Annotated in this window: 21 protein-coding genes; 10 read left to right on the top strand and 11 right to left on the bottom strand. The window is 62.1% G+C overall.

All coding sequences use genetic code 11. The annotated features are described in order from the left end of the window. Positions 1–10: 10 nt before the first annotated feature. Genes dapB through BMZ24_RS01290 form a run of 5 tightly spaced genes read left to right on the top strand, consistent with a single transcriptional unit; the run spans position 11 to position 4,832 of the window. On the top strand, positions 11–796 hold the full coding sequence (gene dapB, locus BMZ24_RS01310) for a 4-hydroxy-tetrahydrodipicolinate reductase (RefSeq protein WP_092188490.1): 786 nt from the start codon (positions 11–13) through the stop codon (positions 794–796). Next, complete coding sequence (locus tag BMZ24_RS01305) at positions 797–1,699, top strand: AAA family ATPase (protein WP_092188488.1); 903 nt, start codon at positions 797–799, stop codon at positions 1,697–1,699. It abuts the gene before it with no gap. A gap of 21 nt (positions 1,700–1,720) precedes the next feature. After that, positions 1,721–2,668 (top strand): DUF58 domain-containing protein, encoded by a 948-nt coding sequence (locus BMZ24_RS01300; RefSeq protein WP_092188486.1) that lies wholly within the window; start codon positions 1,721–1,723, stop codon positions 2,666–2,668. Further along, complete coding sequence (locus BMZ24_RS01295; protein WP_092188484.1) at positions 2,665–4,602, top strand: transglutaminase TgpA family protein; 1,938 nt, start codon at positions 2,665–2,667, stop codon at positions 4,600–4,602. The genes BMZ24_RS01300 and BMZ24_RS01295 overlap by 4 nt, the downstream gene beginning before the upstream one ends. Next, complete coding sequence (locus BMZ24_RS01290) at positions 4,602–4,832, top strand: hypothetical protein (protein ID WP_092188482.1); 231 nt, start codon at positions 4,602–4,604, stop codon at positions 4,830–4,832. Before BMZ24_RS01295 ends, BMZ24_RS01290 begins: the two co-directional genes overlap by 1 nt. Before the next feature lie 31 nt (positions 4,833–4,863). Here the strand turns inward: BMZ24_RS01290 and BMZ24_RS01285 are convergent, their stop codons facing one another. Further along, positions 4,864–5,427 (bottom strand): chalcone isomerase family protein, encoded by a 564-nt coding sequence (locus BMZ24_RS01285; protein WP_161949000.1) that lies wholly within the window; start codon positions 5,425–5,427, stop codon positions 4,864–4,866. A gap of 137 nt (positions 5,428–5,564) precedes the next feature. Between BMZ24_RS01285 and BMZ24_RS01280 the strand changes: the two genes are divergently transcribed. The 3 genes from BMZ24_RS01280 to BMZ24_RS01270 all read left to right on the top strand — a co-directional run bounded on the left by BMZ24_RS01280 (position 5,565) and on the right by BMZ24_RS01270 (position 8,876). Continuing rightward, the gene (locus BMZ24_RS01280) at positions 5,565–6,284 is read left to right on the top strand and encodes a metallophosphoesterase family protein (protein ID WP_092188478.1); all 720 of its coding nucleotides are present in this window, start codon (positions 5,565–5,567) and stop codon (positions 6,282–6,284) included. 2 nt (positions 6,285–6,286) lie between these two features. Beyond that, positions 6,287–7,585 (top strand): protein kinase domain-containing protein, encoded by a 1,299-nt coding sequence (locus BMZ24_RS01275; RefSeq protein WP_244150277.1) that lies wholly within the window; start codon positions 6,287–6,289, stop codon positions 7,583–7,585. A 649-nt stretch (positions 7,586–8,234) separates the two neighbouring features. Beyond that, positions 8,235–8,876: a LysE family transporter gene (locus BMZ24_RS01270; RefSeq protein WP_092188474.1), complete on the top strand. Its 642-nt coding sequence runs from the start codon at positions 8,235–8,237 to the stop codon at positions 8,874–8,876. Positions 8,877–8,970: 94 nt separating this feature from the next. On the opposite strand, the gene BMZ24_RS01265 is transcribed toward BMZ24_RS01270, so the two are convergent. Then, positions 8,971–11,130, bottom strand: a complete 2,160-nt coding sequence (locus BMZ24_RS01265) for a malate synthase G (RefSeq protein ID WP_092188472.1) — start codon at positions 11,128–11,130, stop codon at positions 8,971–8,973. A gap of 273 nt (positions 11,131–11,403) precedes the next feature. On the opposite strand from BMZ24_RS01265, the gene BMZ24_RS01260 reads away from it, so the two are divergent. Then, entirely contained in the window at positions 11,404–11,820 is a 417-nt protein-coding gene (locus BMZ24_RS01260; protein ID WP_092188470.1) for a secondary thiamine-phosphate synthase enzyme YjbQ, read from the top strand. An 81-nt stretch (positions 11,821–11,901) separates the two neighbouring features. Here the strand turns inward: BMZ24_RS01260 and BMZ24_RS01255 are convergent, their stop codons facing one another. The 9 genes from BMZ24_RS01255 to BMZ24_RS01215 form a co-directional block, all read right to left on the bottom strand. Then, positions 11,902–12,612, bottom strand: coding sequence for a superoxide dismutase (locus BMZ24_RS01255; RefSeq protein WP_092188468.1), 711 nt, complete (start codon positions 12,610–12,612; stop codon positions 11,902–11,904). Positions 12,613–12,869: 257 nt separating this feature from the next. Continuing rightward, entirely contained in the window at positions 12,870–13,466 is a 597-nt protein-coding gene (locus BMZ24_RS01250; RefSeq protein ID WP_092188466.1) for a DUF445 domain-containing protein, read from the bottom strand. Between the two features lie 48 nt (positions 13,467–13,514). Then, entirely contained in the window at positions 13,515–13,958 is a 444-nt protein-coding gene (locus BMZ24_RS01245) for a hypothetical protein (protein ID WP_092188464.1), read from the bottom strand. A gap of 87 nt (positions 13,959–14,045) precedes the next feature. Then, positions 14,046–14,387, bottom strand: coding sequence for a phenylpyruvate tautomerase MIF-related protein (locus BMZ24_RS01240; RefSeq protein WP_092188462.1), 342 nt, complete (start codon positions 14,385–14,387; stop codon positions 14,046–14,048). A gap of 19 nt (positions 14,388–14,406) precedes the next feature. Beyond that, complete coding sequence (locus tag BMZ24_RS01235) at positions 14,407–14,898, bottom strand: universal stress protein (protein WP_092188461.1); 492 nt, start codon at positions 14,896–14,898, stop codon at positions 14,407–14,409. 9 nt (positions 14,899–14,907) lie between these two features. After that, positions 14,908–15,882, bottom strand: coding sequence for a serine/threonine protein kinase (locus BMZ24_RS01230; RefSeq protein WP_092188459.1), 975 nt, complete (start codon positions 15,880–15,882; stop codon positions 14,908–14,910). A 21-nt stretch (positions 15,883–15,903) separates the two neighbouring features. Beyond that, positions 15,904–16,854: a YbgA family protein gene (locus BMZ24_RS01225; RefSeq protein WP_092188457.1), complete on the bottom strand. Its 951-nt coding sequence runs from the start codon at positions 16,852–16,854 to the stop codon at positions 15,904–15,906. 120 nt (positions 16,855–16,974) lie between these two features. Further along, complete coding sequence (locus tag BMZ24_RS01220; protein WP_092188455.1) at positions 16,975–17,463, bottom strand: pyridoxamine 5'-phosphate oxidase family protein; 489 nt, start codon at positions 17,461–17,463, stop codon at positions 16,975–16,977. Next, entirely contained in the window at positions 17,451–18,971 is a 1,521-nt protein-coding gene (locus BMZ24_RS01215; protein ID WP_092188453.1) for an SDR family oxidoreductase, read from the bottom strand. The genes BMZ24_RS01220 and BMZ24_RS01215 overlap by 13 nt, the downstream gene beginning before the upstream one ends. Before the next feature lie 132 nt (positions 18,972–19,103). Here BMZ24_RS01215 and BMZ24_RS01210 point away from each other — a divergent pair, with 132 nt between their 5' ends. Next, positions 19,104–20,579: a leucyl aminopeptidase gene (locus BMZ24_RS01210; protein WP_092188451.1), complete on the top strand. Its 1,476-nt coding sequence runs from the start codon at positions 19,104–19,106 to the stop codon at positions 20,577–20,579. Positions 20,580–20,651: the final 72 nt, after the last annotated feature.

The raw sequence follows: 20,651 nt of genomic DNA, 5'->3' as shown, positions 1-20,651 counted from the left end.
GGAGTCTTACATGAGCATTCCAGTCATCATCATGGGCGCCAAGGGGCGGATGGGCTCGACCCTGACCCATTTGGCCATGGAGTCCGACCAGTTTACCGTGAGCGGGGTCGTGGAACGGGCCGAGTACAGCAAGGGGCTGGAAACGCTCGGCTGTCCCGTCATGCACGATCTTGCGGAGCTCCTGCCGTCCTGTCCCGGTGCGACGGTCATCGACTTCACCGCTCCGGAAGTGAGCCTGGACTCGGCCCGCAAGGCCTCGAAGACGGGCAATCCCATCGTCATCGGCACCACCGGACTCTCCGCGGACCAGCAGGCCGAACTGGAAACAATGGCCAGGGACATTCCGATCTTCTGGTCCCCGAACATGTCCATCGGCGTCAACGCCCTGGTGCGCATCCTGCCCATGCTCGAACGCATCCTGGGCGAGGCCTACGACATGGAAATCACCGAGATTCACCATCATCACAAGAAGGACGCCCCCAGCGGCACCGCCGTCAAGCTGGCCCAGGTGCTGGCCGAGTCGCGCGGCTGGAAAATGGACGAGGTCGGCAACTACGGCCGTCAGGGCATCATCGGCGCGCGGCCGGAAAAGGAACTGGGCGTGCACGCCCTGCGCGGTGGTGACGTGGTCGGCGATCACACTGTCTATTTCTTTGGCCCGGGCGAGCGTGTCGAGGTCACCCATCGCGCCCATTCCCGTGAAAATTTCGCGCGTGGCGCACTGCGCGCGGCGGCATGGCTTTCAAGCCGCAAACCCGGCAGGCTCTATTCCATGGGCCAGCTTCTGGGAGAGTAGATGGTAGGCACCTTGCGGCAGGCTCTGGATTTGCTCGGTGGCGTGGTCCTGGGCAAGGATACCCAGCTGCGCCTTTCCCTGGCTTGCCTTCTGGCACGCGGGCATCTCCTGATCGAGGACATCCCCGGCATCGGCAAGACGACCCTGGCCAAGGCCCTGGCCGTGGTGTTGGGGCTTGAATTCAAGCGCGTGCAGTTCACCAACGACCTCCTGCCGGCGGACGTGCTGGGGGTCTCGGTCTTTGACGCAGCCGAGTCCTCCTTCGTATTCCATCCCGGTCCGGTCTTCACCAACGTGCTTCTGGCCGACGAGATCAACCGGGGCACGCCGCGCACCCAGAGCGCGCTTCTGGAGGTCATGGAAGAGCAGCAGGTCAGCCTGGACAACAGCACGCGCCTGCTGCCCCGCCCCTTTTTCGTTCTGGCCACCCAGAACGCCCTGGATCAGGCCGGAACCTATCCGCTGCCGGAGTCGCAGCTGGATCGTTTCCTGTTCCGCATCAGCCTTGGGTATCCCGACCTCGATTCCGAACTGGAGCTTCTTGGGCGCAGTCAGAGCGCAGGCCGTCCGGTGCTGCCCGAGTCGGTCAGCAATGCCGATGAGGTCCTTGATCTGCAGGAGCGCGTCGATCATGTGCGCACCAGCGCCGCCCTGCTGCGCTACGTGCGCGACCTTTTGGACTGGACCAGAACTGGCGGGCGGTTCGTCAACGGCCTCTCCCCCCGCGCCGGGCAGGCGCTGGTCCGCGCTTCACGCGCCTGGGCCTTCCTTGACGGCCGGGATTTCGTGCTGCCCGAGGACGTGCAGGCCGTTTTTCCCAGTCTTGCCGGACACAGATTGCGTTCGGCCGATGGCGCGGGCGTTGACCTGACCGCGATTCTGGCCGCGGTGCCCATCCCCTGAGCGCCGCGCGGGGAGAACAGCATGGTTTTGCCACGGTTCATCCGTAATCTGATCCTGGCGCGGCAACGCGCGGATCTGCCCCTGCGTCTGAACCGGCGGCGGATTTACATCCTGCCCACCCGGGCCGGGACGGTCTTTGCCTTTTTTCTTCTGGCCATGCTCATCGCGGCCATCAACTATACCAACAATCTGGCCTTTCTGCTGACCTTTCTGCTGGGCAGCATCTCCATTCTTTCCGCTATCCACGCCTATGCCAACCTGGCCGGGCTTGAGGTCGAGGCCGGGCGGCTCTTTCCGGCCTATTGCCTGGATGATGCCCGGTTGCAGCTCTTTTTCCGGGCCGCTGGCCGTGAGCGCAGGCGCCTTTGCGTGCGCATCGGAGCGGCAGAGGCCGAGTTTTCCCTCCATGCCGGGGCCGGACTGGAGATGGATCTGAGCGTTCCGACCTCAAAGCGTGGCCTCTTGCCACTGGGACAGGTGGTGATCAGTACCCGCTATCCCCTGGGGCTCTTTCGCGCCTGGTCCCCCCTTGTGCTCCCTGTGACCGGGCTGGTTTATCCCAGGCCCCTGGCCGTCGACAGGATGGATCGGCATCAGCTGCTGGGCGACGGCGATGAGGGCGGACTCGGGATCGTCAGTCAGTCCGGGGAGTTCGGCGGCGTGCGGCCCTATCGCCCTGAAGACGGCATGTCCCGGGTCTCCTGGAAGGCCTCGGCCAGGGGCGCTGGCCTGTTTTCCAAGGAATTTCGCTCCGGCGTGGCCCGGACACTAGTCTTTGACTGGGACGAGGTCCGGGCGTCCGGCTACGAGGAGCGCATCAGTCTGCTGGCCGGACTGGTGCGGGAAGCGGAGCGCGAAGGCATAAGCTACGGGCTGCGGCTGCCGGGGCTTATGATCGAACCGGGCAGCGGCGCAGGACAGGCGCATCGCTGCCTGGAGGCCCTGGCCTTGCTCCCGGAGGGCGCATGATCCACGACAAGCGCCGCTTCAGCGTGACCCTGCTGGCCCTGGCGCTGGCCTTTGCCCCGCACCTGCCGCGCGTGCCGCTCTTTGTCGGCGTTTTCGTCTGTGCAGCCTGGGGCTACGCCCTGGGGATGCAATATCGGGGCTGGCCCGTTCCATCCCGGTGGCTGCGCGTCATTCTGGCCCTTTGCTGCCTTGCCCTGGTGCTCTTCACCCATGGCCGGTCCTTCGGACGCGACGCCGGAGTGGCCCTGCTGTCCCTCATGCTGGGGCTAAAAGCCGTGGAGAGCAAGTCCGTGCGCGACATGCTGGCCCTGCTCTTTCTGGCCTATTTCGTGGTCGTGACCAACGTGCTCTATTCCCAAACGCTGGTCATGAGCGCGTACATGTTTTTTTCGGTCATGGCCGTGACCGCTGCCCTGGTTCACCTGCATTCCGGCGAATCTCGCCTGCTCCCGGACCTGCGTCGCGGCGGCCTGCTGCTGGTTCAGGCCCTGCCGCTGGCCCTGCTTCTCTTTGTCTTTTTTCCTCGTCTCCAGGGCGCTCTCTGGGGCGTGCACGACGAGCGTGACGAGGGTGTCAGCGGGTTCAGCGAGACCCTTGAGCCGGGTTCAGTGGCCAGCCTGTCCCTGTCCCGGGAGGTGGCCTTCAGGGTCGATTTTCCCGGCTCCATCCCGGACCGGGACAGCCTTTACTGGCGCGGGCTGGTGCTGGACAGCTTCGACGGCTTGACCTGGTCCCGGGACCTACCCGCCGAGGTCACCGCCCCGCGCGGCGGCGCTCTCCCCGAGGGCGGCGTGCCCTACACCATGACCATGGAGCCGCACAACCGGGAGTGGGTTTTCGCCCTTGACCTGCCCGTGCTCGCCCCAAGAGGCACGGTGCTTCGCTCCGACCAGACCCTGGCCAGCCTGCGCATGGTCCGTTCGCGGGTGCGCTTTGAACTCGTCTCGGTGCCGACTCCCGGCTCCGCCCCCGTTCCCGGACCGCCGTGGACCGCGTTGCCCGATGGCGGAAATCCCAAGGCTCGCGCCCTGGCCGCCCAATGGAGGGAGGCGGGCCTCTCCTCGGAAGGGACGGTCGCGGCCGCGCTGGAATTTTTCAGGGAGGGCGGGTTCGTGTACAGCCTGCGTCCCGGAGCCATGGATCAGGACATCGTCGATCAGTTTTTGTTTGCAACCCGGCTGGGATATTGCGAACATTATTCTTCGGCCATGGCTTTTCTGCTTCGCGCCGCCGGGATTCCGGCCCGGGTCGTGGTCGGCTATCAGGGCGGGGAGGTGAATCCCATGGGCGGGTACCTCATCGTCCGCCAGTCCGACGCCCACGCCTGGGTCGAAGTCTGGATCGACGGGCGCTGGCTGCGCGTGGACCCGACCTCGGTTGTCGCCCCGCAGCGGCTGGTGACCGGCGTGGAGACCTTCGTGCCCCAGGGCCGGGGTGTCGTGCTGCCCGAAGGGGTCCGGGCCCTGCGCAAGGTGGGACGTTTTTTTCAACTGGGATGGGACGCGGCCAACAACTCCTGGAATCAGTGGGTGCTCGGCTTCAGCCATGAACGGCAGCGCGGCTTGTGGGAGCGTCTGGGTCTCGATCCCGCCACCCGGGCCGGAGCCGGAAAATTGGCGGTCATCCTGGCCGTGGGGCTATGCACCGTGCTGGGCGTTGTGGTCGGCTTCATGCTGCGGGCGCGGCGTGACCGGCGAGATCCGGTTGTGTCGTTGTACGCCCGCTTTTGTCGCAAACTGGAAAAACAGGGATTGCCCAGGGGACCTGCCGAAGGCCCGCGTGATTTTGCCCGGCGCATCGGCACGCTGCGTCCGGATCTGGCCCAGCCTGTCGGGGATATTGCAGAAGGGTACATGGCGCTGCGTTACAGCGGCCGGGGAGACCTTGCGGCATTCAAGAGGCTCATTGATGAATTCATGGGGAGAAAGAATTGATGGAAGAAAAAAAGGGTGCCCTGGTGCCGGTGGAAAAGAGGGAAGAGCCTCCTATCACGCCGGTGGAGCAGGAATACGAGCACGCCAAGTCATATTTCAAGGAATCGACGCTTCAGGCGGCCAAGGTCAATGCGGCGTTGCTGACCGTGCTTGGGGTGTTCGTGGTGCGGGGAATCCGGTATGCGTGGGAGGCCTTGAGCTGCCGCTTTCCCTGGCGCAGAAAAAAGTGAAGGCGCCCCTGGGCGCCTTGGCATTCGTTTTTTAGCGTTGGCCCAGAATTCCGGCCTTGAATTTTTCACCCGGTCCGGGTTTGGGACCGATCCAGCAGGCCAGCAGGGCATCGTTGAAATCCTTGCCCGGGATCACGCCCTTGAGCTGGTCGCGCACCACGATTTTGGTTCCAGCCGCCGGATCATACAGGCAGCTCAGGGTCTCGCCCTTGCTCATGGTTTCCATAAAGCTTCCGAGTGTCGCGAAGCGCTCCCTGAGAGACGCGTCGGCGGCGGGAGTGTTGGCCTCCAGCCCGTCCAGCCAGGCGTCTGAGATCTTTTCGGCTTCGACCTTGCGCAGAAAATGCATGGTCATGGCCCGGGGGGCATCCGTGCCCAGGATTGTCCCGGCGTCTGTGGAAGGCGCGGTCAGGTAGAGTCCGGCCGCATAGACGTCGAAGAAGGTGAAGGTGCGCATCCCAAGGCCGTTCAAGGTCAGGGTGGATTCACCCAGGGTGAGCTGGTCGGACAGGGTGACATCACCGATCCGGCCGCCCGAGGCAGGGGACGCGATGCTCAGGATGATCATGCATATGAAGATGTATTTGCGAATCATGAGTGAACCCTTTATTGCTATCATGTTGAAATATTGAAATTGTCTTGCAGTAAGACTGGCAGTGTTGAGCGTTCGCTTAGCATTGCTTTTGCAAAATGAAAAGGGGGGCGACGACATCGTCCCCCGGCGGAGAATGCATGCTGGTCGCGATTCTTTCGGATATTCACGGCAACATCGAAGCCCTGGACGCTGTCTGGCAGGACATGGCGCCGCTGCCTGTCGATCAGATTGTGAGCCTGGGGGATGTGGTCGGCTACGGGCCGAATCCCGAGGAAGCCGTCATCTCGGTGCGCGAACATGACGTAGTGTGCTGCATGGGCAACCATGAACTCGGCATCGTCAACGCGACGGAACGCGCCTGGTTCAACTCCACGGCGCAAAAGGGACTGGGACTGACCGCGAGCCTGCTGTCTTCCGAGAGTCTGCGCTACATCGGCTCCCTGCCCCGTTTTCTGTGCCACGCCGGGGCCAGGTTCGTGCACGGGTTCCCGCCCGACAGCGTGACCACCTATCTGTTCCAGGTCGATGATGCGGCTCTTGAGCGCTGGTTTGCGCAGGGTGAGGCGCTGACCTTTGTCGGGCACACCCACGAGCTGGGTCTGGTTGGCTGGAACGGGACCGAAGTCGTGCGCAGGGATCTTGGGCGAGAGAGGTTTATGCTGGATGGGAGTCCGTGCGTCATCAACGCGGGCAGCGTCGGCCAGCCCCGGGACGGAAACAACAACGCCAAATACCTGCTCTGGAATACCCAGACGGACCTGATCGAAGTGCGCTTCGTGCCCTACGACATCGAACGCACCGTGGCCAAAATCCGCGAGCGTGGATTCCCCGATTATTACGCCACGAGGCTCTGGTGACCATGAAGATAGGGCGCTACAATGTTTTGGGAGGCCTTGGCCGGGGTGGCATGGGCGGGGTTTACAAGGTCGGGCATCAGGCCCTGGGCCGGATCATGGCCCTGAAGCTTTTGCAGCCCCACGAGCTGTTGAACGAGCTTATGGGCGAGGAAGCTGTGAGGTCCGCTTTTTTGCGCGAGGCCAGGCTCCTTGGTTCATGCGAGCATCGCAACATCGCCTCGGTCCTCGATCTGGACGAGGACCGGGGGCGGCCCTTCATGGTCCTTGAATACCTGTGCATGAACCTGGGCGGTCTCATCGGTGAAGGGCGCGTGGTCGAGGATGTGACGCGGGCAGTGCCGCCGCGCACCGCCCTTGATTTCGTGCGTCAGACCCTGGACGGACTGGAGTATCTGCACGGCCGGGGCATCATCCATCTCGACGTCAAGCCCGGCAATCTGATGCTCGGCAGCGACGGGACGATCAAGCTTATCGACCTTGGCCTGTCGCGACTGCGTGGCGAGGTCTGGGTCAAGCCGAGGGGGCTGAAGATCGGTTCTCCGTATTACGCCCCGCCGGAACAGGAAGACAGCCCCGAGAAGGCGGACGAGCGGGCCGACCTTCACGCCGTTGGCGTGGTCCTGCATCGTCTGGTCAGCGGATTTTTGCCTGTGGACGGCCTGGCTGATTCGCCCCTTTTTTCCGGGCCGTGGCGGGAATTTTTCGCACGGGCCCTGGCCTCTGATCCCGATGCGCGCTTTCAGGATGCAGGAGCCATGCGCGATGCCCTGAAGACCCTTGAAGCGGATCTGCAAAGACGCTCAAACAACGAATGCGTGCTGCAGGAACCAGTCTGTACCGTCATGGGCAGATTGCGCTCGAAGCCGCTGCGCACCGGCGTGGGCCCGCGTCCATTTGATTTTCTGGACGAGCTGTACCGGCCGATGGCCTATCACGAAACGGAGCTGGAAGAGGCCATGGGTGGCTGGCTGGACCGATGCACCGGCCTGGTCTGGGGGGCCGTCTCCCCCTGGCCCATGACCTGGGACGAAGGCATGGCCTCCGCGGCTTCCGTGGCCTCGGGAACCGATGCGGCCGAAGGCTGGCGCATGCCCACGGTGGAGGAACTGGTCTCGTTGCTGAGACCCGGGCTTGAGCTGGACGAGTTTTGTCACAGGCCCTTTGGCGACAGGTACTTATGGCTCTGGACAGGAGACCGGCGCAGCTATACATCGGCCTGGTTCGTCGATGTCGGAGGAGGCGCCGTACTGGCCCAGGACCGAAGCTGCCGTTTTCATGTCCGCCTGGTACGATCCGTGTGAAACAGGGTGGCCGGTGCAATCGTGGGGTGGGCGAAAAATTTTTCGCCCCTACACGGTCCAAACACGGTGCCAACACGATGCCAACACGGTGCCAACACGGCCCCAACATCGCCCGCCCACACCGACCCGTACCACCGTAGGGGCAGACCTACGTGTCTGCCCAACCTCGGTGTAAGGCGAGACAACCACGCAGGGGCGGCAGGGAAGAAGGGCGGCCACGCAGGGCCGCCCCTACGGTATGCATATACCGAATCGTTGCGGCCACGGTATGCATATATCGGATCGTGGCGATCATGGTATGCATGTGTCGGATCATGGCGACCATGTGATGACGAATACCAGGGCGCAACCCCGTAGGGGCAGACCTACGTGTCTGCCCAACCTCGGTGCAAGGCGAGACAATCACACAGGGTCGGCAGGGAAGAAGGGCGTCCACGCAGGGCCGCCCCTACGGTATGCATATACCGGATCGTTGCGGCCATGGTATGCATATATCGGATCATGGCGACCATGTGATGACAAATCCCATGGCGCAACCCCGTAGGGGCAGACCTACGTGTCTGCCCAATCTCGGTGTAAGGAAGCATGGCGCAACCCCGTAGGGGCGAAAAATATTTCGCCCCCCACACCCCAACCACGGAGGATAATCGTGGACAATGGTTTTTGGCAGGTTTTTGCGGTGGGTGTGGCCGTGGCCGTGGCGCCGGGGCCGGATTTTTTCATGGTTTTGCGCAACAGCCTTTCCCGTGGCCGTCTGGCTGGGGTCATGACGGCGCTGGGCATCGGATCGGCCTTGGTTGTGCATGTGGTCTATTCCGTGCTCGGACTGGCGCTCGTCATCGCCTCCAGCCCGGCCGTGTTCGGCCTGATCCGCATCTGCGGGGCATTGTATCTGATCCACATCGCCGTGCGTTGCCTGTTCGGCAAAAAAACGGCCATGCCCGACGCCTGTGTCCAGGTGGACGCGGCAGGCGGAAGGGACTCCCTGCTGCGCGGCTGGCGTGAGGGATTCTGGTGCAACCTTCTGAACCCCAAGGCCGCACTCTTTTTTCTGAGTATCTTCTCCCAGTTCATGACTCCCGCGACGCCCAATTTTCTTCGCTGGGTCTACGGAGCCGAGGTCATCGTCATAGTCACGGCCTGGTTCACGCTGCTTGCGCTCTTTTTATCCACGGGACGCATGCGCGGCATGTACGCTGGCGTGGCGCGCTGGATCGACGGCGGCGTGGGCGTGATTTTCGGCGGGGTCGGCTGCTCGATTCTGTGGCAGGAGGCGCGACGGGTGTTGTAGCGGAACGTTTTTCTCGGTGAATCGAATTTGGGCCCGCCAGGATGCTTATGTCCTGGCGGGCCCAATGCGTTGCAGGGTGTTCAGGATGCAGGCGTCATCCTTTTTGTTTCTTCAGTTCCCGTCTTCTGGCGTGCAGGATGGGCTCCGTGTAGCCGTTGGGCTGCTCGCGGCCCTTGAAGATCAGGTCGCAGGCGGCCTGAAAGGCCACGCTCGCATCGAAGTCCGGGGCCATGGGGCGATAGGCCGGGTCGCCTTCGTTCTGACGGTCGACCACTGCGGCCATGCGTTCCAGGGTGGCGCGGACCTGCTCCATGCTGCACAGGCCGTGGTGCAGCCAGTTGGCCAGGTACTGGCTGGAGATGCGCAGGGTGGCGCGGTCTTCCATCAGGCCCACGTCGGTTATGTCCGGCACCTTGGAACAGCCGATGCCCTGGTCGACCCAGCGCACCACGTAGCCCAGGATGCCCTGGCAGTTGTTGTCCAGTTCGCGCTGGATCTCCTCCCCGGAGAGTGCGCGGTCGAGCAGGGGCAGGGTCAGAAGTTCGTTCAGGCTGGCTCTCTTCTTGCCCTGCAGTTCCGCCTGGCGGGCAAAGACATCCACCTCGTGGTAATGCATGGCGTGCAGGGTCGCGGCCGTGGGCGACGGTACCCAGGCGCAGTTGGCCCCGGCCAGGGGGTGCCCCTGCTTGGTCTCGACCATCTGCTTCATGCGATCCGGCATGGCCCACATGCCCTTGCCGATCTGGGCCTTGCCGGAAAACCCGCAGGCCAGGCCCGTGTCCACGTTCCAATCCTCATAGGACAGAATCCAGCTGGCATTCTTCATGGCCGCCTTGGGAACCATGGGCCCGGCTTCCATGCTGGTGTGTATTTCATCGCCTGTGCGGTCCAGGAACCCGGTGTTGATGAAGATGACCCGGTCCTTGGCGGCGCGGATGCATTCCGCCAGATTGACCGAGGTCCTGCGCTCCTCGTCCATGATTCCGATCTTCATGGTGTGGCGGGGCATGCCCAGCGCGTCCTCCACGCGATTAAAAAGGTCGCAGGCGAAGGCGACTTCTTCAGGGCCATGCATCTTGGGTTTGACGATGTAGACGCTGCCCGCGCGGCTGTTGCGCAGGGAGCCGAGTTCCTTGAGGTCGTGCAGCGCGACAAGGCCGGTGACCATGGCGTCAAGGATGCCCTCCGGGACTTCTTCGGAACCGAGCAGGACCGCGTCCGTGGTCATGAGATGGCCCACGTTGCGCACCAGCAGAAGGCTGCGGCCTGGCAGGGTCAGGGGCTCGCCGTCCGGTGCGGTGTACGTGCGGTCTGGGTTCAGGCTGCGGTTCACGGTCTTGCCGCCCTTGGGAAAGGAGGCGTTGAGGTCGCCGCGCAGCAGGCCCAGCCAGTTGGCGTATGTCTGGGCCTTGTCCTCCCCGTCGACGGCGGCGATGGAGTCCTCGAAATCGACGATGGTGGTCATGGCCGCTTCCAGGACCACGTCCTTGAGGCCCGCGGGATGGGCCTTGCCCACAGGATGGTCGCGATCGAAATGCAGTTCGATGTGCAGGCCGTTGTTCCTGAAGAGCAGGACGCCGGGCGCGAATCCGGCGAAAGCCCGTGGATTCAGCAGTGATGTCTTGCCGTCCGGCAACTCGACCTCGACTTCCCGGCCGGAGTCCGCTGGCGTGAGGCGATATTCCTGAACGTCGGCGTGGCTGCCCCGGGCCAGGGGCAGGGCTTTGTCCAGAAAACCGGCCGCAAATTCGACGACCTTGGCCCCGCGCAGGGGATTGTATGCTCCGGAGCGTGTCGCGCCGTCGTCCTCGCTGAGCACGTCCGTGCCGTACAGGGCGTCGTAGAGGCTGCCCCAGCGGGCGTTGGCGGCGTTCAGGGCGTAGCGGGCGTTGGTGGCGGGCACGACCAGCTGCGGTCCGGCGATGGAGGATATTTCGGGATCGACGCCGCTGGTTCCGATGGAAAAGGGCAGGCCCTCCGGCACGATGTAGCCGATCTCGCGCAGGAGTTGCTCGTAAGCGACGGCATCGTGGATTTCGTCCTTGTGGCGTTTGTGCCAGGAATCGATGGTGTCCTGCAGATATTGGCGCTTGGCCAGCAGTTCACGGTTGCGTGGCGACAGGTCGTGCAGGATTCTTTCCAGGGCGGCCCAGAAATCCGTGTCCGTCACGCCGGTTCCGGGCGTAGCTTTTTCGCGAATCAGGTCATGAAGTGGCTTTGCGACGTTCAATCCGCCGACAGGGATATAAGTCATGGGCTGCTCCTTGGTTGGAATGGAAATTGGTCCTACCAATATCAGGGTGCAGGCTTTGGGTCAACGCCGGACGCGCTGACACTCTGCTTGTTGCCCTCTGAAAGTGATGGCCATGTTTTCGAAAAGTCGGGCCAAAAGGCCGTTGCGGGGCACCTGGAATGCCGGGCAATCTTTTTTGTGGGTATTTGGTCGGCCTGCTCTTGAATCGGAAGCGCACGGCGGCTACGTGTCGATCATGCACCGTCAATTACAATCGTATTCAACGGGGGATTCATGAAAAGCTATCGCAAGGAACTCTGGTTCCAGGTGCCGACCCGCCGGGCCTTCATCAACATTACTGGCGATGTCGAGCAATGCCTGGCCGAGAGCGGCATAAGGGAGGGGCTCGTGCTCGTGAACGCCATGCATATCACCGCCTCGGTCTTCATCAACGACGACGAGTCCGGTCTGCATCACGACTACGAAAAGTGGCTGGAAAAGCTGGCCCCGCACGAACCGGTCTCGCAATACCGGCACAATGTGGGCGAGGACAACGCCGACGCGCACATGAAACGGCAGATCATGGGTCGCGAGGTGGTAGTGGCCGTGACCGGCGGGCGTCTCGATTTCGGGACCTGGGAACGGATCTTCTACGGGGAGTTTGACGGGCGCAGGAAAAAGCGGGTGCTGGTCAAGATCATCGGGGAGTGAGGTTTCATTGCGCTTGCGCGGCACAAAACGCCTTCCGCGATGGTTATGCGGAAGGCGTTTTGCCGTTTGCGCCGGGGAGGATCAACCCAGATTCGCGGCGGCGAATTCCCAGTTGATCAGCTTTTCCAGCACGGCCTTGACATAGTCGGCCCTGCGATTCTGGTAGTCCAGATAGTAGGCGTGCTCCCAGACATCGATGGTCAAAAGTGGCTTCAAACCGCTGGTCAGGGGCGTGTCGGCGTTCATGGTGTTCATGACCTTGAGCTTGTCGCCGTCAGCCACCAGCCAGGCCCACCCGCTGGCAAAACGTCCGACTGCAGCGGCGCTCAGTTCCTTCAGGCAGGTGTCCAGATCGCCGAAGGAATCGTTGATCCTGTTTTTCAGATCGGCCGGGGGCGTCCCTCCGCCCTTGGGGGAGAGGCTCTGCCAGTAAAAGGAGTGGTTCCAGGTTTGGGCGGCATTGTTGAAGATGGCGGTCTTGTCCGCTTTGCCGCTCGTTTCGAGAATGATTTTTTCCAGGGACATGTCGGCGAATTCGCTGCCCGCGATGAGCTTGCTTAGATTGTTGAAGTAGCCCGTGTGGTGCTTGCCGTAATGAAAGCCGATGGTCTTGGCGGAAATGACGGGTTCCAGGGCATTTTCCGCGTAGGGCAGCGCCGGAAGTTCGAGCGGGGCTGCCCAGGCGAGACCCCGCAGACCGCCCATTGCAAAAAGGAGAGCGGCGCTGGAAGTGGCTGCCAGAAATTTTCGGCGGGTCAAGCCGCACGAAGGTTCCAGAAGGGGTTTGTTCATGGCTGTACCTCGGATGTGGTGACGTTTTCGGACAAATCGCGTGAATTTCGGATGCCGTGGGAAGCGCTGCCGTCATTTGCGTCGGCATCTCTTCCGGATACGAAATCACGGGAGACCTGCCTTTGCCCGTATCGCGTTTTACAGGCCCAAGGCAAGCGTGAGTGAAATTGATGTCCAAAGGGGTGAACGGAGATAGGCTCTGAAATGCCAATGGCCGCGCGAGGCGGCCATTGATGGGGTGCTGGATGGTGCGGAGGCTAGAAAAAAATCAGGCCCTGGATCAGGCCTATCATCGCGCCCAGGACCGCGCCCACCACTTCGATGAACCTGAATTCCTTGGACATGATGGACATGAGCAGAACTTCGAGCCGTTCCATGGAGAGGTTTTCGATCTTGTCCTGGATGAGCTTTCTGAAATCCAGGGAAGTCTCCAGTTCGCTTGTGGCGGTTTCAAGCAGGCCAGGCACGATGCGGTCCAGTTCCTTGTCCAGCAGAGCCTTGATCTTTTCCATCATGGGGCCGTCCAGAAACATGGCGATCATGGGGTTCAAGGTTCCCAGACGCTTGGACAGGAATTCGGCGAATCCGTCCTGGATCCTGTCCTTGAGCTTGGCCGCGAATTCGGGGCGGCGCATGACGTTCTGGATGTCGTCGTGGGAGAGAAGCTCGCCCTCGATGACGGCGGCCAGGTTCATGGCCAGCGCTTTTTGCCTTTTGGGGAAGATGCCCTGCACCGTCAGGCTGCCGATCTGCACCGGGCGGCGCGGGTGAAAGAGCATCTTGATGGCGATGAAGTTGGTGATCCAGCCGATAAAGGCGCAGATCAGGGTCGAAAAGCACAGTTTCAAAAGCATGGGAATCTCCGGATCGCGAATTCAGGCCCGACGAGACGGGCCACGTTTCTACTCGGCGCTGGGCGGGACCTGCTGGTCCATGGTGCGGGGAATGTCGTTTCTGAGCGTGCTCTTGATCTGGGCGGTGAAGGCCGCAAGGCCCTGGATCTGGATGCCGTCCAGCATCTCGGCCTCGGACTCGATCGTGGAGCAGGCCTTGGCGCTGGACCAGATCAGGTGGATGCCCGCAGTCTGCTTCACGCCTGCCGCGTTGGCCAGTTCGATGACGGCCATGGCATTCGAGCGGCGGACCTGCTTTTTGACCTGGGCAGGCAGGGCCGGGACCTTGAGCAGGTCGTTCTTGGTCAAAAACATGTAGGTCAGGCTCATGCTCGGGCTGGACATGGCCTGGTTGCGAAAACCCGCGTCCACGCTCACGCCCTGTTCCTGGGCGGATTTGATCATGTGAAACAGGTCCCCGGCGATGCTCTGGGCATAGTTCTTTTCTGTCATGGTAACCTCGTGTTGATGGTGCCGGGATTCCAACCGTCCCGGCCCCGGCTCCCTTACACGAGGCTCCGCCGTCAGGCAAGATGCGGGTCAGGAGAAGGTGCGCCCGTCCCAGGCCCATTTGCCGGGTTCCGCATCCCTGAAGACGATGTAGATGCGCGGGCTTTCGATTCCAGTTTGCGCCTGGATCATTTCCGTCAAGTCCCCGGCCAGCTTCCCGATCAACTCGTCCCTGAGCCCCAGGGCGCTCAAGGTCACGTGCGCCACGGGCTCCTCGTTGCCGCCGAAGAACATGGAGACGTCATCGTTGATGATGACCATCATGTAGGTTTCGGCCTTGCAGAGCCCCGTGCAGACACAGTCGGAAAGAGAGCGCATGAGCTTGTTCTTGTCCTGGACGCGAATGTTGGTCGTAAGTTCAAGGCAGGGCATATTTCCGTTTCCTCCTGAATTATTGCACCACCCAGACGGTGCAGTCCTTGGCGAGATGCGTGACCTTGGTGGTCACGCTGCCGAACAGAAACTCCTCGGCGCGGGACACTCCCCGCCGGCCGATGACCAGGGTCCCGAAATCGCCCTGCTGCTGGACCTGCAGGATGTCGCGGGCGATGGACGTGCCGATGCTGCACTGCTGCGCGGCGGGGTTCACCGGGGACTGGCAATGCGGAACATAGGAGATGGTCACCGCGTCCGGTGCAATGCCCTGTCCGGTCAGATTGGACTTGGCCTGCTGCAGGAAGGTGCGGATGCGCAGTTCCTGGGCCTGGCCGGCCTCGACCCAGGAGGCCTCGTCCGGATACAGGTCGCGGTTGGGCGGACGCTCGATATAAAGGACCGTGATCGAAAAGCCCGTACTTCCTCCGAGCAGTTCGGCGACATAGGTCACGGCGCGGGCCGCGTTGTCCGAAGCGTCCACGGCGATGAGAATTTTCTTGGGGTTCATGTTCTCTCCTTAACTGTTGATTCGCCCGCGACGGATTTCGTCGATGCAGGGCGCAAGGTCTTCAAGCATTTCTCCGACATTGAAATAGAACACTTCGGAGACGGAGGAAAAGTGCATGAGCACGTTGTTCAACGCATGGGGCACATAGGGATATACTTTGCGCAGGTTGGCTAGCCTGTGCTTGAAAAGCAGGGAGAAGTCCGCCGCTTCCAGCGAGACATCCGTTTTGCCGTCAAAATCCGGGCGAGGGATGTTGAAGGTGGTGCAGAATTTCTTGCCGACAAGGAACAGAAGCAGATTGCCAAGGCCGAAGATGTCCAGGCCGAACGGATTTTCCTGGAATTCGTAGGTGTAGTCGAAATCAATCCACACGTAGTTGCCCGTGCCCTGCTCAATCCACAGGTGGTCGCGGCGGATGTCGCCATGGTTCTCGCCGTGCTTGTGCAGAAATTCGATGGCGCGGCAGGCTTCGACGAACTTGTCCAGGATGTCCGGCAGCATTTCGAAGAAATAGGTCTTGTGATCGGCTTCCAGGCGGTCGATGTGCAGGGACAGAAGCTCGCCCTTGACCACATCGAGGACACGCACGTTGTTTCCGACCGCGTCGTCGTGGGAGTAGCCCTGCATGAAGCGCATGTCTCCCCTGACCAGATCAAGGATGCGCGCCTCCTTGCGCGGGCTGCGAAAGCATTCGATCTCCATGCTGCCCATGGACACGGGAAAACGCTCATAAAAGACCAGCTTCAGGATCTTTCTTTCTCCCGTGGATAGCTCCCGGCAACGTTTGACCCAGTATTTGGGGTCTTCCACGCCGAAGCTGCGTTCCTTTTCGTCCCGCAGCACCAGGAAATATTTGCCATCCAGATCAATCACATCGCCATACGTGATGTTCATGAACTCCGAGGTGTCGGTGAGCAGCTGTCCGGCCCGCTTGCGCGGGAAATCCGGGTCGAAGCGGCTGATGATTTCATAGGCATTGGTCATGCGCGTCTCCTGCTTCTTGCCCTAGGCGTGGTTGCGCAACTTGAGTTCCAGGGGATGGGGCCGCAGATACGTCTGGTCCTGAAGGTAGAACTCCTCATATTTGAGCACATAGTGATTGAGCAGGGTCACGGGCACGATGAGCGGCAGGAAGCCGCGAGCATACTGGTTGATGAGTTCGAGCAGCTCCTGCTTTTCGTCCGGCAGCAGTTCGTTCTTGAAATAGCCCATGATGTGCTGCAGCACGTTCCTGTGCTTGGGCGGCGTGGCCTTCATGCGCATGGCGGTCATGAGGTGCTCGTGGTAGTTCTTGAAGAGTTGCTCCTTGGGCATGGCCTTGCCGCCCGCCACCAGCCTGCCCATGGCACGGTAGATTTCGGGGCTGTGAGCCAGGAGCTGGAGCTTGTGCCGGGTGTGAAAGGTGATCAGATTGCTTAAAGTCTGCCCGGATTTGATCATGTCGCGGTAGCGGCGCAGCACGAAAATGCGGTCGATGAAATTTTCGCGCAGGTGCACGTCGTGCAGGCGTCCCTCCTCTTCGACCGGGAGCATGGGGAAGTGCTGCATGAACATGCGCGCGAAGATGCCGACGGATTGCCCGGCGAGGTTGCCTGATTCCGAATAGACCTTGACCCGCTCCATGCCGCTGGATGGGGATTTGCTCTTGAAAATGAAGCCGCACAGGTTTTCGGACTCCAATTCGGCCAGACGGCCGGCGGCCCATTCCTGCATGCGCCGGGTGTGGTCGACGCGGGTTTTCTGGGTCAGAAGTCGCGGGGACTCGGGATCGCCCACCAGACGCAGGGCTTCACGTGGAATGGGCAGGCCGCATTCCACCTCCGGGCAGACCGGAACGTATTCCACATATTCTCCCAGGGTTTTGGTCAGGAAGGGGTCGTGCTTGTGCCCTCCGTCGTAGCGGACCTTGTCCCCGAGCAGGCAGCGGCTGACTCCCAGCCGGATGGGTCGGTTCATGATATTCTCCTTGCCGGGCCCGCAATTCCGTGGCGGCATGCGTCGGCTCCGGTTGTTTTTTTTAAATATTCCCCAATTGCCGCCCTGCTGTCCAGGATAGCGCGAAGATTTACAAAATCATCATCCAAGACCGATGCGGGTCAGTTTCTGGAAATTGTTGACCAGGCAGTAGCTGTCAACTTTTAGCTCCATGACCGCGCTGTCGGACGCGGCCGCGAAGGCGCTCAGATTCGGGTGCCTTCTTGAAAAGAGATTCACCGCCTTGTGCCTGCGTTCTCCGTCGAGTTCCGTGGCGAATGCGGTCACCGTCAGGGCCTGCGCGCTGGCCGGATCGGACGGATCGTTGCGGGCTGTGCTTACCAAAAAGGAGACATTTGGGTTGGAGCTCATGTTGTCGTATTTCGCGGTTTGGCGCGGGGTTACGATGATCAGGGTCCGCAAGTCATGGGTCGCGGCAAAGGCCATCTGGCTGCACAGAGGTATGTCCATGAAGGAGGTGGCCAGAACCCCGGAGCGTTGTTCACCAAGAATGGTCTCCAGGGTTTCGCGGATGCCTGGTTCGGCGATGGTGGTCTCCACAAAGTTCGGTTGGGTCATCAAAGTCGGCATTGTGAGCCCTCCTTGGGCGGGGTGATGGGTCCGGAAAGAATTTTTCCGCCGATCTTGCGGGCCAGCGCCGTGAGCATGCCCCGAAAGAGCGGCCCATGCACGGGTATGAGGGGGTACCAGTACACGATGCCCCACAATCCCCGGGGCAAGAAGCGGGCGCGCAGGGTCACCCTGGTGCGGCCTGGGTGCTCTTCATCCACATCGAACTGGAGCAGGGCTTCGCCCGGCAGTTTCATTTCGGCGAGCAGGCGCAGTCGGCGGTTTTCCTCGACGACGAGCACCCTCCAGAAGTCCAGGGCGTCGCCGACGCGCAGTTTATCCGGGTCGCGCCGCCCGCGCCGCAGACCCGGGCCACCGATGAGCTTGTCGCATATCCCCCGGATTTTCCACATCCAGTCGCCGTACATCCAGCCTTCGTCCCCGCCGAGGCGGGTGATGGCCTTCCAGACCTGGGCCGGGGTGGCGGCCAGGGTCAGGGTATGCGCCGACTCCAGCACCGTGCCTCCGGCGTAGGGCGCGTCGCCGCAGTCTATCCATTCCGGCACGCGTTGCAGGCCCGCGTCGGACCAGCAGGTTTCCACTTCGTGGCGGACCGTGCGTTCGAGCGCCCTGCCGATGGCCTCTTCGCATGTGAGCAGGCGGGTCGGAACAAGCTCCCGGATGCTGTTTTCCCGGCATACGACCTTGTTGCGCAGGCCTTCCGCCAGGGGGCGCGACAGGCTGGCGGGAACGGGCGTTACCATCTGAATCCAGTAGGAGGAGAGCTTCGGCGTCAGGACGGGCACCGGTATGATGAGTCGCTGTCGCAGTCCGGCCACGCGGGCGTATATGTCGAAAAGGTCTCGGTAGCTCAGGATGTCCGGGCCGCCGATGTCCATGGTGCGCCCCGCCGTCTCGGGATTTTCGAGACATCCGGCCAGGTATTCGAGCACGTTGGTCACGGCGATGGGCTGGCACAGGGACTTGACCCAGGCCGGAGTGATCATGACCGGGAGGCGGTCCACCAGATAGCGCAGGATCTCGAAAGACGCGCTGCCCGAACCGATGATCATGGCCGCCCGCAGCCAGGTCAGGGGGACCGGCCCGCTGCCAAGGATCTCGCCGACTTCCATGCGCGATTTGAGGTGTTCGCTCAAATCCTTGTCCATGTCGCCAAGGCCGCCCAGATAGATGATCCGTTCAAGACCGGCCTCCTTGGCCGCGTCGCGCATGATGATGGCCGCGCGTTTGTCGCGGTCCTCGAAATTCTTCACTCCCGGATACATGGAATGGACCAGATAGTAGGCCGCGTGACATCCGCGCAGGGCCTCTGTCAGCGCAGGCTGGTCCAGGGCGTCGGCCTGGGCCAGTTCCACGTTTTCATGGGCCGCGAAAGGCCTGCACCGCAGCTTCTCCGGATTGCGGCCCACGGCGCGCACTCTCCAGCCCCGCTCAAGCAGGGTCGCGACCAGGCGGCCTCCGATGTAGCCGGTGGCTCCGAGCACGGCGACGATGCGGTTGTCATTCATTCCACAACTCCTGATAATGTTTGAGGTTACAGATAGTTCCTTCCCGGCGTCTGGCAACCGTCTTTACTCTCGTTCCCAGGCAACCTATTGTTTCCGCATAGCCCTTGAATATTTCATACTGACGAGGTTTTCATGAATATACATGTATTTCGGGATGGTGGCGAGTTGAAAGATGCCGTGTTGCTCATGTTTCGCTCCGAAGGAAAGGGTTGGAGCGAAGCGGATCGGGAACTTGCAGGGCTTTTTGGCCTTGATCCCGCGATTTTATTTTCGGGCAAGGCCGGACGGACCCGCCTCTGCTCCGCGTCTGGCGGGTCGTGCCTGCTTGTGGGACTCGGCAAGGCCGACGATCTTGATCTGGACGGATTTCGCGCTGCCGTGGGCACGGCTGTTCGCGCCGCCGCCAGTCAGGAGCTTTGCTCCCTGGCGGTGGATTCCGAACACCTGGACCGGCTGGAACTGGCCGATGACCTGACTCTTGAATGCGTCGTGGCGGCGCGGCTGGCCAGCTATCGTTTTGTCGACTTCAAGTCCGATCCCGGCGAGGAGGACTGCCCCAAGACCCTGGCCGTCTGGAGCCGTGACGAGGACATGCAGATGAAGGTGGCCCGGGCGTTGGCCGTGGCGGAAGGCGTGGCCCTGGCCCGCGATCTGGTCAACACTCCGGCCAATGTGGCCACGCCCGAGCATCTGGCCGGCGTTGCCCGTGACCTTGCCGTCCGGTTCGGGTTTGGCGTGCAGGTTTTCGGCCCCGATGAGATCGTCGGGATGGGCATGGGCTCCTTTGCCTCGGTTTTTCGTGGCAGCGACACTCCGGCCAGGTTCATCGTGCTCGATTCGGCGCCGGGCAGCGAGGCAAGGCCCCTGGTCTTCGTGGGCAAGGGCGTGACTTTCGACACTGGCGGCATCTCGCTCAAGCCGTCCGCGAAAATGCACGAGATGAAAGGGGACATGGCCGGAGCCGCTGCGATTCTGGGCCTGTTCATGGCCTTGGGCCGGTCAGGTGAAAGCCCCCGGCGGGTGGTCGGGCTGCTGCCGTGCACGGAGAATGTGCCGGGCAGCAAGGCCACCAAGCCCGGTGACGTGGTCACGGCCATGAACGGCAAGACCATCGAGATCCTGAACACCGATGCCGAGGGCCGCCTCATCCTGGCCGACGCCCTGGCCTACAGCGCGCGCTTCGAGCCCGAGATCCTGGTCGATCTGGCCACCCTGACCGGGGCCTGCCTCGTGGCCCTGGGTACGAAGGTCGCGGCCGTATTCGCGACCACGGCCGAGCTTGATGGACGCATTCGCGAAGGCGGCAGCCGCGTGGGAGAACGCTACTGGCCCATGCCCCTGTGGGCGGAATACGGCGTGCCCCTGAAAGGCGATGTGGCGGATCTGAAGAATATCGCCACCCGGGAGGGCGGGGCGATCTACGCGGCCATGTTCCTGAAGAACTTCGTGCCCGAAGGCGTGGACTGGGCCCATCTGGACATCGCGGGTCCGGCCTGGACGGATGAGAATGCGTCCATTTTCAGGCCCGGAGGAACCGGGTTTGGCGTGCGGACGTTGTGGGAGCTGATTGGTGCATATGCCGGGGAGGAGGGGGAGACGGCGCTTTAGGCGCTGGGTGGAGTTGGAGACCGAGTTGGAGTCGGAGGAAGAGTTGGAGCCGGAAGAAGAGTTGGAGCCGGA

Source organism: Desulfomicrobium norvegicum (assembly GCF_900114595.1).
Lineage (GTDB): Bacteria > Desulfobacterota > Desulfovibrionia > Desulfovibrionales > Desulfomicrobiaceae > Desulfomicrobium > Desulfomicrobium macestii.
The sequence above is the reverse complement of the archived record's forward strand: the minus strand, read 5'-3'. Positions and strand labels throughout refer to the sequence as shown.